The organism is Streptomyces sp. PSU-S4-23 (genome assembly GCF_055632315.1).
Window position 1 is genome coordinate 8,432,917 of the sequence record NZ_JBVMUU010000002.1, and the last position, 12,825, is coordinate 8,445,741.

Consider the following 12,825-nt stretch of genomic DNA (forward strand, 5'->3'; position numbering starts at 1 on the left):
AAGCCCTTCGGAAGCGAAGCGCGTCGGTGGACGAAGCACGTCGGCGGACGATGCTCGTCAGGAGACGATCCTGACGACGAGCAAGCAGGCGCTCTCCTCGCGTCGGCTCGTGCCGAACTCCTCCTCGACGATCCGTACGCAGTCCTCGGCCGTGCGGGCCGCGCAAAGGCGCGGGGCCAGTCCGAGCAGCCGCCGGACGGCCGTCGTGCCGTCGCGCCGTGGGAGGAGCCCGCCGGTGTGGAGGAGCAGCAGATCGCCCTCCGCGAGGGTCTCTTCGGCCTGGCCGTAGACGGCGTGCGGGGTGGCTGCGAGCGCCATGCCGTCCGGTTGCTCCAGTACGCTCCCCGTCCCGCCGCGGAACAGCAGTGGGGCGGGGTGTCCTGCCTGCGCCCAGCTGAGGGTGCGCGTGCCGGGGCGGTAGCGGCAGCAGAGGGCGGTGCCCGGGGACGAGTGGACCGGGGCGTCGGACAGCTGGTTGAGCCAGCCCATCAGCCGGCCCGGCTCGGTGCCCGCCACGGCCATGCCGCGCAGGGCACCGATGACCGTCGCCACGCCGGACGTCACGGCGGAGCCGTGGCCGGCGAGGTCGCCGGCGCCGAACAACACGGCCCCGTCGGGCAGTTCGAAGGCGTCGTACCAGTCGCCGCCGGGCGCGCTCGTGGTCGCCGGCAGCCGACAGGCGGCGACGTCCGGTGTCCCGGGTGCCTGTCGCGGGAGCCGCAGGGGGCCGTGCCACGGCGGCAGCACGGCCTCCTGCGGCTCGACCGCGAGCCGGTGCCCGGTCCGCGCGTGGTGCCGGTGGTCCCGCAGCGAGTCACGGGTCTCGCGTACGGTCCGCCGGCAGCGGCGCAGCTCGCTGACGTCCCGCAGCACGGTCCACATCGAGGCGGTGCTGCCGTCGGCGCCGAGCACGGGCTCGCCCATCATGTGCACGGTGCGCACCTCGGTGTCGGGGCGCAGGATCCGGAACTCCCCGTCGATGGGCCTGCCCTCGACCAGACAGTCCGTGACCATGGCCGCCAGCAGCGGCCGGTCCTCCTCGTGGACGAGCGCGGGCAGCTCGTCGAGGGTGAGCGCGGGGGCCGAGGGGGCGCGGCCGAGGATCTGGTACAGCTCCGCCGACCAGGTCGCCTCGTCGGTCAGCAGGTTCCACTCCGCGCTGCCGACCCGGCTGAGCAGCGAGCCGGGCCGGGGTGAGGGGGGGACGGCCGGGTCCGAGCCGGTGCCGGCCGCCCCGGCGGCCGCGGGCGGCGGGCCGTCGCGGAGCTGGGCCAAGTGCTCGTCCAGATCGTCGAGCTGATGCAGTGCCAGGTCGCACAGCGCGCGCTGCCACCGGCTCTCGGGGTCCCCGCCGTCCTCGGGTGCCCCCCGTCGTACGGCGTCGACGTCGCCGCGCAGCCGCCGGGTCTGCGAGATGAGCGCGTCGACCGTACCGCGCTGGGGCGGTTGGGCGGCGGGGCGGTCCGCAGAGAGAGGGGGCGGCATGACGCACTCCGATGCGGGACGGGTCGACCACGGCTGACGGAAGGACCATGACGACTGTTGCACAGCCCGCGACGCTCTGTAAGGGATTTGGCGACACACGATACGGTGGTGCTTCTGGCATATGCCACAGGCTTCGGGTCTCACGTCCGGGGCGAGTGCGCCCGGCCACGGGCTCCGGTGGAGGTCAGCGGTCGCGGCCCCCGTACAGCGGCGGGCGCGGGGCGAGTGAGACGGTCTCCCGCCGGCCGCTCTCCTGGGCCCGGACCCCGGCCCCGGCGACGGCGGAGGCGGCGTAGCCGTCCCACGCGGTGGGCCCGCAGACCCGGCCTCGCCGGGTCGCGTCGACCCATGCCCGCACCTCGCGGTCGTAGGCGTCCGCGAACCGTACGAGGTAGTCCTGGGCGACCTCCTCGCCCGCACCGTCCGCGGTCGTGACGACCATCGTGCGCTCGTCCCCGATCCGGGCGCTGCCGTGCTCGCAGACCGCCTCGCAGCGCACCTGGTAGCCGAAGCCGGAGTTGACGAAGATCTCCACGTCGACGATCGCGCCGCCGGACGTCTCGAACAGCACGAGTTGCGGATCGAGCAGGCCGGCGGGGGCGTTCGGGGACGGCCCGGGCCGCAGCACGGTCACCGCGGTGAGCTCCTGCCCCAGCAGCCAGCGCGTCGCGTCGATCTCGTGCGAGACGGAGCTGTCGATCAGCATGGGGGTGGTGAAGCCGGGCGGCGACGACACGTTGCGGTGCGTGCAGTGCAGCATCAGCGGGCGGCCCAGCCGGCCGCCGTCCAGCAGCGACTTCAGGCGCATGTACCCGGCGTCGTACCGCCGCATGAACCCCACCTGCGTGAGCCGCCGGCCGAGCCGTGCCTCCGCCTCCACGATCCGCAGCGCCCCGGCCGGGTCCGGTACGAGCGGCTTCTCGCACAGCACCGGCAGTCCCCGCGCGAAGGCTTCGAGCAGGGCCTCCTCGTGTGCGGGGCCCGGTGAGGCGATCAGCACGGCCTGAACGCCGGGTGCGTCGAGCGCGGCGACCGGTTCGGCGTGCACCAGCACACCGTCGATCCCGGCGGCGGCCTCCTGGGCGCGGTCCGTGTCGGGATCCGCCACCGCCACCACCCGGGCCCCGCTCACCGCACGGTCCACGCGACGTATATGGTCCGCCCCCATGTGGCCCGCGCCCAGCACCGCCACGCCCAGCAGGTCGCCCATGTGCCGCCCCTCCCTCTCCGCGACTGTTCCCGCGCAGGGTAGACCGCGGAGGCGGCGGCCTCAGTAGCGGAGTACCCCGGCGATGCCCTGGGCGTCGCCGAGCGCGCCGTCCGGGACGAAGCGGACCTCGGCGCCCGTGTCCAGACAGCGCTCGACGATCTCGTCCACGATGTCCTCGCGGGCGCCCGGCTCGCCGCTCTCGGCCGGCACCAGGTGGTCACCGCCGTCGCTGCGGACCGTGACCCGGTAGTTCTCCTCGACCGCGAGGAGCCGGATGCGGCCGTCGGAGGCGTTCTGCCAGACCTCGTCGACGCCGGCCGCGAACGCCTTGCGGCCGCGTGCCGCCACGAGTTCCCGGCTCACGGTGTCGGCGACCTTGCGCTGTTCGGCGGCGATCACCGGCTGGACGGCCTGCCACACCGCCGTGCGGGGGCCCTGGGCGAGACCGCCGTGCGGCACCTGGACCGCCTCCTTGCCGGCACCGCCGAACTCGTCGAGGAGGGAGAGCGCCGCCTGCTCGCCGGTGATGTACAGCGGGCGCGGGTGCTCGCGCAGGACCGCGCTCATGGCGGCGTCGGCCTCGCGCAGGAAGTGGCGGGTCCCCTCGTCGCGGAAGGTGCTCGGCATGTCGCCGATCTGCGGCTGGCGCTCCGGGTCGAAGTTCTCGCGGCTCCGGGTCAGGGGGAAGCCGCCGGTGCGGTCCTCGGTGACGCGGCCGTTGCCGCCGCTCCACAGCGTGACGCGGTCGGCCGAGACCGCGAGGACCCAGAACGGCCGCTCCGCGGCCTGCGCGGAGACCAGGTTGCGGGTCAGGAAGGTGTCCGACAGCACCACGCGCTCGGGCACGGTACGGGCGAGCGACCACACCTGGTGCTCGCCCGGAGCGGCGAAGATCACCAGGCCGTCCCCGGTATGGGCCAGATCGACCTCCCGAAGGGCCTGGTCGAGCTGCTGGGCGACGTCGGCGCGCCGGTCCCGGCTGATCGCGGGGTCGGCCTCCAGCTGCCTCTTGGCCTCGGCCACGGCATTGCGCAGCCGGACCGGATCCTGGGCGTTCTCGGGCTCGCGGCGGTGTGTCGGCGTCAGCACGGACACCGCGGGGTAGGGGCGGGTGCGCCGCAGCTCGGCGAGCGTCGTGGGACTCAGGTCGTGCTCCATATGAGCACGATAGGTCCGATTCGCGGATGGGGCATTTGGGGCAAACCGATCGCATGTTCGAGGCGACGGGGGTCGGCGGCCGGTGTCAACGGCCGCACCGGGCGGGCGCCGAGACCGTCACCGCCCCCGGCGGGCCTCCTCGAAGGCGTCCGGGTCCGCCGCCTCCCAGTCCGAGGCCCACGACGAGGGCGGCTCGGTCAGCAGCACGCCCGGCGCCAGCCACTCGTACAGATCGGCGTACGAGCGTACGGTCGCCGCATCCGTGCGGCGCATCAGCAGGGCCGGCGTGAGGTCTCCCGGATCCCGCACCCCCAGCGCCGCCATGATCTGCGTCGCGTCGCGCACGGCCTCCCGCTGGAAGTGGTGCACGCGCACCGACTTGTCGGCCACGACCAGGCCCCTCACCCGCCCCGGGTCCTGTGTCGCGACGCCCGTCGGGCAGGTGCCGGTGTGGCAGCGCCGGGCCCGGACGCAGCCCAGTGCCCCCATCATCGCCCGCGCCGCGTTCGTGTAGTCCGCGCCCTGTACCAGCCGTCTGACGATGTCCCAGCCGGTCGCCACCCCGCCGCTCGCGCCGATCCGCACCCGCCCCCGCAGCCCGGTGCCGACCAGCGCGTTGTGCACGGTGATCAGCCCCTCGGTGAGCGGCATGCCGAGGCGGCCGGCGAACGCCGGCGGTGCGGCGCCCGTCCCGCCCCCGGCGCCGTCGACGACGACGAAGTCCGGCGCGACCCCCTCGTCGACCATCGCCTTGCACACCGCGAGGAACTCCCGGCGCGAGCCCACGCAGAGCTTGAGGCCGGTCGGCTTGCCGCCCGCGAGCCGGCGCATCCGGGCGAGGAAGCGCACCAGTTCACGAGGCGTCGAGTACACCCGGTGGTACGGCGGCGACACCACGGCCCGGCCCGCCGGCACGCCCCGTGCCTCGGCGATCTCACGGCTCACCTTGGCGCCCGGCAGCACCCCGCCCCGGCCCGGCGCCGCGCCCTGGGAGATCTTCAGCACCACGCATCTGACCTCGGGCAGCGCCGCCCGGTCGGCGAACTGGCGTGCGTCGAAGCCTCCGTCGCGGGTGCGGCAGCCGAAGTACCCCGTGCCGATCTCCCAGATCAGATCGCCCCCGCCGCGCAGATGGTGGTCCGACAGGCCGCCCTCGCCCGTGTCGTGCGCGAAACCACCCAGCGCGGCCCCCCGGTTGAGAGCGAGGACGGCGTGGGAGGACAGCGCCCCGAAGCTCATCCCGGAGACGTTGAGCAGCGCCATGTCGTACGGCTGCGAGCAGTCGGGCCCGCCCACCCGGACCCTGGGCGGCTCGTCGGGCGCCGCGACCGGACGCAGCGACGGCACGAGGAACTCGTGCCGGCCGGCCTCCGCGTCCCGCTCGGCGCCGGACGCCTCCCCGGGCCCGATGCCCGTGGCCGCCCCGGGCCGCCGGCGGACGGTGCCGCACGCGACGGGCCCGGACGGGTGCCGCCCCTCGCCCCGGCCCGGCGCGTACCGCCGGGTCCCGGTCCACGGGAGCGGAGTCACCGGGCACCGTATCCGCCCGACGAGCGGATGGTTCCGCAGCACCGCGTCGCGGGTCTGCAGCAGATCCCGCACCCCCAGGCCGGTCAGGGCCGCCAGCGGCCCCGCCGCAACCCACCACAGGGGCGAAAGGGCGTACGACAGGACCAGTGCCCCGGCCGCCCCGAGGGCGGCGACCAGCAACCCGACCATCCGGCGCACACCCCGATTCAAACGCATCCCGTCGAAACCGGCGAAAGCTGCTGAGCCGGACAGGCGGCACACGACGTTGGGGAACTCTTTGCCGATGGCCGAGACACGGTGGCTTGCGCCGGGGGCCGGGCCGTCCGGCGTGTCCGCGATACGTAAAGCCCGGCCGAAACGGCGGGGGCGCCGGGGCCATGCCGGGTTACGGACGCGTTGACCCCCGGCGGCGTGTGGCACACCCTCGAGATATAGCTGCCTGATACAACCGGTTGTGCCGGCCGCGGTCCGGGCCTGGGGGGAACCGCAGGTGACGGGGGCGAGCCCGGCGAACCGGACGCGGGAGGTAACGCATGTGCGGCATCACCGGCTGGGTCTCCTACGACCGTGATCTGCGGACCGAGACCGCGACATTGGATGCAATGACCGAGACCATGTCCTGCCGGGGCCCCGACGCCCGCGGCACCTGGACCGGGGGCCCCGCCGCCCTCGGACACCGCAGGCTCGCGATCATCGACCTGCCCGGCGGGCGCCAGCCGATGACCGCCACGACGCCGGACGGCACCGTCGCCCTCGTCTACTCGGGGGAGACCTACAACTTCACCGAGCTGCGCCGCGAACTCACCGACCGGGGACACCGCTTCACGACCGACTCCGACACCGAGGTCGTCCTGCGCGCCTACCTGGAGTGGGACGAGGCGCTCGCGGAGCGGCTGAACGGGATGTACGCCTTCGCCGTCTGGGACGGCCGCCACGACAAGCTGGTGATGGTGCGGGACCGCATGGGCATCAAGCCCCTGTCCTACTACCCGACCCCCGACGGCGTGCTGTTCGGCTCCGAGCCCAAGGCGATCCTGGCCAACCCGCTGGCCCCCGCCCGGATCCGCCTCGACGGCCTGCGGGAGCTGTTCGCGATGATCAAGACGCCCGGACACGGTGTGTGGGACGGCATGCACGAGGTGGAGCCCGGCACCGTCGTCACCCTCGACCGGCGCGGCGCCCGCCGCCGCGTCTACTGGCAGCTGGAGACACGGCCGCACACCGACGACCGCGACACCTCCGTCGCGACGGTCCGCTCGCTGCTCGAGGACATCGTGCGCCGCCAACTGGTCGCGGACGTCCCGCGCTGCACCCTGCTGTCCGGCGGTCTCGACTCCTCCGCGATGACGGCCCTGGCCGCGCGTCAGCTGGCCGAGCACGGCGAGACGGTGCGCAGCTTCGCGGTGGACTTCGTCGGGCAGACCGACCACTTCGTCGCCGACGAACTGCGCGGCACCCCCGACGCGCCGTTCGTGCACGACGTGGCCCGTGCCTGCGGCACCGAGCACCAGGACATCGTCCTCGACGCGCACGCCCTGGCCGACCCGGACGTGCGGGCCCGGGTGATCCGCGCCCGCGACCTCCCCATGGGCTTCGGCGACATGGACTCCTCGCTCTACCTGCTGTTCCGGACGATCCGCGAGCACTCCACGGTCGCCCTGTCGGGGGAGTCCGCGGACGAGGTGTTCGGCGGCTACCTCCAGTTCTTCGACGAGGAGGCCCGCCGCGCCGACACCTTCCCGTGGCTCGTCCGGTTCGGCCGGCACTTCGGCGACGACGCCGACGTCCTGCGCCCCGAACTCGGCAAGGCCCTGGACCTGGAGGGATACATCGCCGACGGCTACCGCGCCGCCGTGGCGGGGATCCGGCGCCTGGACGGCGAGAGCGACTTCGAGTACCGCATGCGGCGCATCTGCCACCTCCACCTGACCCGGTTCGTACGGATCCTGCTCGACCGCAAGGACCGGGCGAGCATGGCGGTCGGACTCGAGGTGCGGGTCCCGTTCTGCGACCACCGGCTCGTCGAGTACGTCTACAACACCCCCTGGTCGCTGAAGTCGTTCGACGGCAGGGAGAAGAGCCTGCTCAGGGAGGCGACCGCGGACCTGATCCCGCGGTCCGTGTACGACCGGGTCAAGAGCCCCTACCCGTCCACCCAGGACCCCCGGTACGCGGTCGCCCTCCAGGAGCACGCCAGGGCCCTCCTCGCCCGCCCCTCCCACCCGGTCTTCGACCTCGTCGACCGCGAGCGGGTGCGCCGGGCCGCCCACCGCGACACCCCGCAGATCACGCAGGCGTCGCGGCACGGCCTGGAGCGGACCCTGGACCTGGCGCTGTGGCTGGACCTCTACACGCCTGAGGTGCTGCTCACCTGACCACCGGTGACGGGCGGGACCGGGCGTCCCGGCTCAGCCCGACCGGTCCGACCGGTCCGACCGGTCCGGGCCGCACGAGCCGCCGTGGGCCGGCAGGGAACCGTCCATGAGGAAGGAGTCGACCTTCTCGTGGACGCATGGGGAGGTCGTGTACCCGGTGTGGCCCTCGCCCCGGTTGTCGAGGACCACCGCCGACGAGCCGAGGCGCCTGGCGGTCTCCACGGTCCAGCGGTAGGGGGTCGCCGGGTCCCCGCGCGTGCCGACGAGCAGCATCTTCGGGGTGCGGACGTTCTTCACCTCGTCCCGGATGAAGGCGGTGCCCCTGGGGCGCCCGTAGCACATCAGCACCTGTCCCAGCCGGGACCGCCCGAAGACCGGGGACGCCTGCTCGTACCGGCCGCGCAGCCGGGCGATGTCCCGGGTGATCCGCTCCGCGCTCGGCCGGTCCGGGTCGTCCGCGCAGTTGATCGCCATCAGCGCGGCCGGCAGATTGTCGGCGGGCACGTCCTCGGGGTCGGCGAGCCCCCCGTTCCCCCGGTGAGGAACGGCGGCGGCCGGGCCGACGCCGAAGAAGCGCACGATCCAGCCGGGGTCGGCCTGCTGCACCAGCAGGAACAGCGACTGCTCCAGCAGCGGCCACAGCCGTCTGCTGAACAGGGCCCGCCCCAGCGCGCCGACCAGGTCCTGCCCCGTGAACGGCAGCCCCATGACCGTCGGCAGCGGGGTCCGGTCCAGCAACGCGACGAGCCGGACGACCTGTTGCCGGGCCGAGCGGGCGTCCTGCCCGAACGGGCAGGACACGTCCCTGGCGCACCAGGCGAGGAAGTCCTGCAGCGCGGTCTGCTGGCCCGCGGCGATCGCCAGCCCCTGCTGGGTCAGGGGCTCGGTGAGCGTGTCCACCCCGTCGAGCACGAACCGCCCCACCTTCCGGGGGAACTGGGCCGCGTACACCGCGCCCAGCCGCGTGCCGTAGGAGAAGCCGAGGTAGTTCAGCTTCGTCTCGCCGAGGGCCTCGCGCATCACGTCCATGTCGCGGGAGGCGTCGACCGTTCCTATGTGCCGCAGCACCGGTCCGGAGTGCTCGGCGCACCGGGCGGCCACCTTCCGCGCCTGCGCCAGGGCGGCCCCGGGGTCCTTCCCACCGGCCGGGCCGCCGGTCGTGTTCCCGCCCCCGTCCGTGCCCGCCCCGCAGCTGACCGGTGAGGACCGGCCGACCCCGCGCGGGTCGAAGGTGACCACGTCGTAGGCGTTGGTCAGGCGCATGAAGTTCTTGCCGTCCGCGGCCAGTTGGGAGACGCCTGCGATGCCGGGACCGCCGAAGTCCAGCAGCACGGAACCCTGGTGCCGGCCGGTCGCTCGGTAGCGGGCCATCGCCACGTCCAGCGTCCCGGACGCGGGCCTCGCGTAGTCGAGGGGAACCGTCACCTTGCCGCACTGGAGATCCTTGGGCATGCCCTCGCCCTTACAGGCCGACCATGTGATCTTCTGACGGTAGAACCGGGACAGACCGGGATCGTCCCGGGCCGCGGCCACGGACGGCAGCGCGGCCGCCAGCAGGGTGAGCACCGCGGTCGTGGCCGCCGTCGTGGCGACCGCGCGGCGTCTGCGGGTGGACAGCATGGCGCCTCCGGAGCCGCCCCGGGTGCGGATGCCGGTGACGGCCCTGCGATCACGATAGGCGGGCTCCCCCGGGTGCGCCTCCGGGCGGGCGGGAGGCGCGGATGCGCCCTACCCTGGCGCGTCGCCGAGCGGCGGCGCGCACGGCGGGGCCCCGCCGGTGTGACGGCTTTCCCGTTAGTTCGACAACCGGGCCACTCGATGGGGTGAAAGGCAGATAAGCCATAACTCGGATGGTTGGTCTGCGTTTTATCCGGTGCGGGCGAGTGCTCGCAACCATGTCTGGAAGGCAGGGAACCTATGAAACGGGTTACCCGGAATGGCTTGATCGCCGCGGCCGCCGCCTCGGGGGCGCTGGCCGTGGCGCTGCCGGCCCACGCGGACTCCGCGGCGGACGGCACCACGGCGGGCTCGCCCGGGCTGATCTCCGGCGACTCCATCCAGCTCCCCGTACACATCCCGGTCAGCGTGTGCGGCAACACCGTGAACGTGCTGGGGGTCCTCAACCCGGCGGCGGGCGCCACCTGCGCCAACCACGACGCCCACCGGGGCGGCCCGCGGCACGGCGGTGTACGCGGGGGCGGCGGCGCGGCGGAGCACCGCACGGAGGGTTCCGCGGGAGTGCTCTCCGGAGACGGCGTCCAGCTGCCGGTCCACCTCCCGGTGAACGTCAGCGGCAATGCGGTGAGCGTGGCCGGCCTCGGGAACGCGGCCGTCGGCAACACGTCGACGAACACCTCGGGGCACCGGTCCCACCACCGCGCGCCGCGGCCCACCGCACCGGTGCACACCCCCACGCCGCCGCGTCCGCGCTCCGTCCCGCCGCAGGTGTCGCTCGCCCACACGGGTGCGGACGCCACGGTGCCCGCGCTCGCCGGCAGCGCGGTCCTGCTGCTCGGCGGGACGGTCCTCTACCGGCGCTTCCGGGCGGGAGCGACGCGCTGAGCCGGACCGGGCGTGCCGGCGAGGGCTCCGCCGGACAGGCGGCCGGCGGGGCCCTCGGCCCCGCCGGGGCCGGCGTGACGGGGCCGCCCGCCCCTTCCGGTCACCTGCCCCCTGCGGTCAACACCCCTGCGCCGGGCGCCGGATGACAGGCCCCGGACGGCGCATCGCCACGTGGCGCACGATCCGGAGATCGGGAAGGATGCTGCCGGTGCGTCCGATCACGCACCCCCGACCCCCTCGACGGAACGGAGCTCCATGATGACCTCTGCGGGTCCCGAAGACCTCGTCGTCACCCGGGCCACCCTCGACGACTGGCCGGTGATCAGCGGCTGGGCGGCGGACGAGGGCTGGAATCCGGGGCTGTCGGACGGCCCCGCCTTCTTCGCCCAGGACCCCGGGGGCTTCTTCATCGGCCGGCTCGCCGGGGAACCGGTCTCGGCGATCTCCGTCGTCACCTACGGCGCCGACTACGCCTTCCTGGGCTGCTATCTCGTACGCCCGGACCTGCGCGGCCGCGGTCTCGGACTGGCCACCTGGAACGCGGGCCTCGCCCACGCCGGCAGCCGCACGATCGGCCTCGACGGTGTCGTCGCCCAGCAGGACAACTACCGCAAGTCCGGCTTCGAACTCGCCCACCGGACCGTACGGTTCACCGGAACCGCCCCCGCCGCGGGGGAGGCGCCCGGCGTACGCCCCGCCGAGAAGGCCGACTTCGGGGACATCGCGGCGTACGACGCCTCCTGCTGGCCCGCCGACCGGCCCCGGTTCGTGGAGCACTGGCTCACCGCCCCCGGCCACCGTCCCTTCGTGCGCTTCCGGGCCGGGCGCCTGACCGGCTACGCGGTGATCCGCCCGGCCCACGACTGCCTGCGCATCGGCCCCCTGTTCGGTGACACCGCCGAGGACGCCGAGGCCCTGTTCGCGGCACTGGCCGCCGAAGCGGCCGGCCGGGAGATCGCCATCGACGTCCCGGAGCCGAACGAGGCGGCTGTCTCCCTGGCCCAAGGCGCCGGACTCGCCCCTTCCTTCGAGACGGCCCGCATGTACACGGGCCCGGTCAGGCCCTTCGCCGGTGAGCATGTCCACGGGGTGACCACGCTGGAGCTCGGCTGAGCGGGCCGGCGAAGCCCGTTGCGGCTCGGCAGCGCTGCGAAGGAGCGCGGGCACCTGCGCGACCGGCCACACGACGATCCGCCGGTGATGCACCGTGCGTCCCGCGGAGCGCTCGGCCGGGACGGGGAGCGCCCCCGGCCCGCGGTGCCCCAAAGACCCCGGGTGCGAGCCGGGAGTTCAGGGGTATTACCGTGCCGGCACAGGCCCCGATGCTGGAGTGAGCCCATGGACCACGCTGCCGTACTGGCCCTGTACGACCGGGACATGCGGGAGGGCGCACGTCCCGACGGACCCGGCGCCCGTGTCGAACGTCACCACGCGGTGGTGCGCCAGGTGGGCTCGCCCCACGGATGGAACGGGGTCGTCTGGTCGGACCTCGACGAGACGACCGCGGACGCGGCGATCTCCGAGCAGGTCCGCTACTTCGCCGGTCTCGGCCGCGAGTTCGAGTGGAAGCTGTACGGGCACGACCTGCCCGTGGACCTCGGGAAGCGGCTGCGGGCGGCGGGGTTCCGGCCCCAGCCCGAGGAGACGCTGATGGTCGCCGAGGTCGCGGATCTGCCCCTCGACGCCGACGTGCCCGACGGCATACGTCTCCTGCCGGTCACCGACGCGGCGGGCGTCGATCTGGTGGCGGACGTGCATGAGAAGGCGTTCGGGACGGACGGGATGCGACTGCGCCACCAGCTCCTCGCGCAGCTCACGGGCGACCGGGACGACATGGTCGCGGTCGTGGCCCTCGCGGGCGACGAACCGGTGAGCGCGGCCCGGCTGGAGCTCGTGCCCGGCACCCGCTTCGCGGGGCTGTGGGGCGGCGGCACGGTCCCGGGCTGGCGCGGCCGCGGCGTCTACCGGGCCCTGGTCGCCCACCGTGCCAAGGTCGCCGCCGACCGCGGCTACCGCTACGTCCAGGTCGACGCGACCGCCCAGAGCCGGCCGATCCTCGCCCGTCTCGGCTTCGAACCGCTGACCACGACGACGCCGTACGTCTCCCCGTAGCGCGCCGGCCACGCCGCCCCGGGCCCCGGTGGCGGCGCCGGCGGGACTCCCGGTCCGCCGGCGCCGCCGCCAGGCCCCTTCCCCGCGCGGCGGTCCGGGGCGCGAGCGGAGCGCACCGTCAGTGCCGCGCCCGCGCCCGGTCCAGCGCCGCGACGCCCAGCGCCGCCAGGCCGATCTGGATGAGCCACTCGATCCAGTCGACGCCCTTGGTGTGGGCCACACCGAACGCGGCGGCGATGCCCGATCCGATGAGGGCCGCCACGATGCCGACCAGGATCGTCCACAGGAGACCGATCCGCTGGCGCCCGGGGACGACGAGTCGCCCCAGGACACCGATGACGAGTCCGATGACGATGGCGCCGATGATGCTCGAGATCTCCATCTCCGCCCCTC

At 74.2% G+C, this 12,825-nt stretch carries 10 protein-coding genes; 4 read left to right on the plus strand and 6 right to left on the minus strand.

Going from position 1 to position 12,825, the window contains the following annotated elements; genetic code table 11:
* Positions 1–57: 57 nt before the first annotated feature.
* The 4 genes from ACZ79I_RS38095 to ACZ79I_RS38110 all read right to left on the minus strand — a co-directional run bounded on the left by ACZ79I_RS38095 (position 58) and on the right by ACZ79I_RS38110 (position 5,572).
* Complete coding sequence (locus ACZ79I_RS38095; protein WP_471504139.1) at positions 58–1,485, minus strand: PP2C family protein-serine/threonine phosphatase; 1,428 nt, start codon at positions 1,483–1,485, stop codon at positions 58–60.
* A gap of 184 nt (positions 1,486–1,669) precedes the next feature.
* On the minus strand, positions 1,670–2,695 hold the full coding sequence (locus ACZ79I_RS38100) for a Gfo/Idh/MocA family protein (protein ID WP_471504141.1): 1,026 nt from the start codon (positions 2,693–2,695) through the stop codon (positions 1,670–1,672).
* 60 nt (positions 2,696–2,755) lie between these two features.
* Entirely contained in the window at positions 2,756–3,853 is a 1,098-nt protein-coding gene (locus tag ACZ79I_RS38105) for a baeRF3 domain-containing protein (RefSeq protein ID WP_471504143.1), read from the minus strand.
* 117 nt (positions 3,854–3,970) lie between these two features.
* Positions 3,971–5,572 carry a glutamate synthase-related protein gene (locus tag ACZ79I_RS38110; protein WP_471505484.1) on the minus strand — a complete coding sequence of 534 codons (1,602 nt, stop codon included), beginning with the start codon at positions 5,570–5,572 and terminating at the stop codon, positions 3,971–3,973.
* A 344-nt stretch (positions 5,573–5,916) separates the two neighbouring features.
* Between ACZ79I_RS38110 and asnB the strand changes: the two genes are divergently transcribed.
* A complete protein-coding gene (asnB, locus tag ACZ79I_RS38115) occupies positions 5,917–7,758 on the plus strand; it encodes an asparagine synthase (glutamine-hydrolyzing) (RefSeq protein ID WP_471504145.1) in 1,842 nt (613 codons plus the stop codon).
* A 33-nt stretch (positions 7,759–7,791) separates the two neighbouring features.
* On the opposite strand, the gene ACZ79I_RS38120 is transcribed toward asnB, so the two are convergent.
* Positions 7,792–9,378, minus strand: coding sequence for an alpha/beta hydrolase (locus ACZ79I_RS38120; RefSeq protein ID WP_471504147.1), 1,587 nt, complete (start codon positions 9,376–9,378; stop codon positions 7,792–7,794).
* A 321-nt stretch (positions 9,379–9,699) separates the two neighbouring features.
* Here ACZ79I_RS38120 and ACZ79I_RS38125 point away from each other — a divergent pair, with 321 nt between their 5' ends.
* The 3 genes from ACZ79I_RS38125 (at position 9,700) to ACZ79I_RS38135 (ending at position 12,432) form a co-directional block, all read left to right on the plus strand.
* Positions 9,700–10,320: a chaplin gene (locus ACZ79I_RS38125; protein WP_471504149.1), complete on the plus strand. Its 621-nt coding sequence runs from the start codon at positions 9,700–9,702 to the stop codon at positions 10,318–10,320.
* Between the two features lie 258 nt (positions 10,321–10,578).
* Positions 10,579–11,433, plus strand: a complete 855-nt coding sequence (locus tag ACZ79I_RS38130) for a GNAT family N-acetyltransferase (protein WP_471505487.1) — start codon at positions 10,579–10,581, stop codon at positions 11,431–11,433.
* Between the two features lie 225 nt (positions 11,434–11,658).
* Positions 11,659–12,432, plus strand: a complete 774-nt coding sequence (locus ACZ79I_RS38135; protein ID WP_471504151.1) for a GNAT family N-acetyltransferase — start codon at positions 11,659–11,661, stop codon at positions 12,430–12,432.
* Between the two features lie 118 nt (positions 12,433–12,550).
* On the opposite strand, the gene ACZ79I_RS38140 is transcribed toward ACZ79I_RS38135, so the two are convergent.
* Complete coding sequence (locus ACZ79I_RS38140) at positions 12,551–12,814, minus strand: GlsB/YeaQ/YmgE family stress response membrane protein (RefSeq protein WP_381092537.1); 264 nt, start codon at positions 12,812–12,814, stop codon at positions 12,551–12,553.
* Positions 12,815–12,825: the final 11 nt, after the last annotated feature.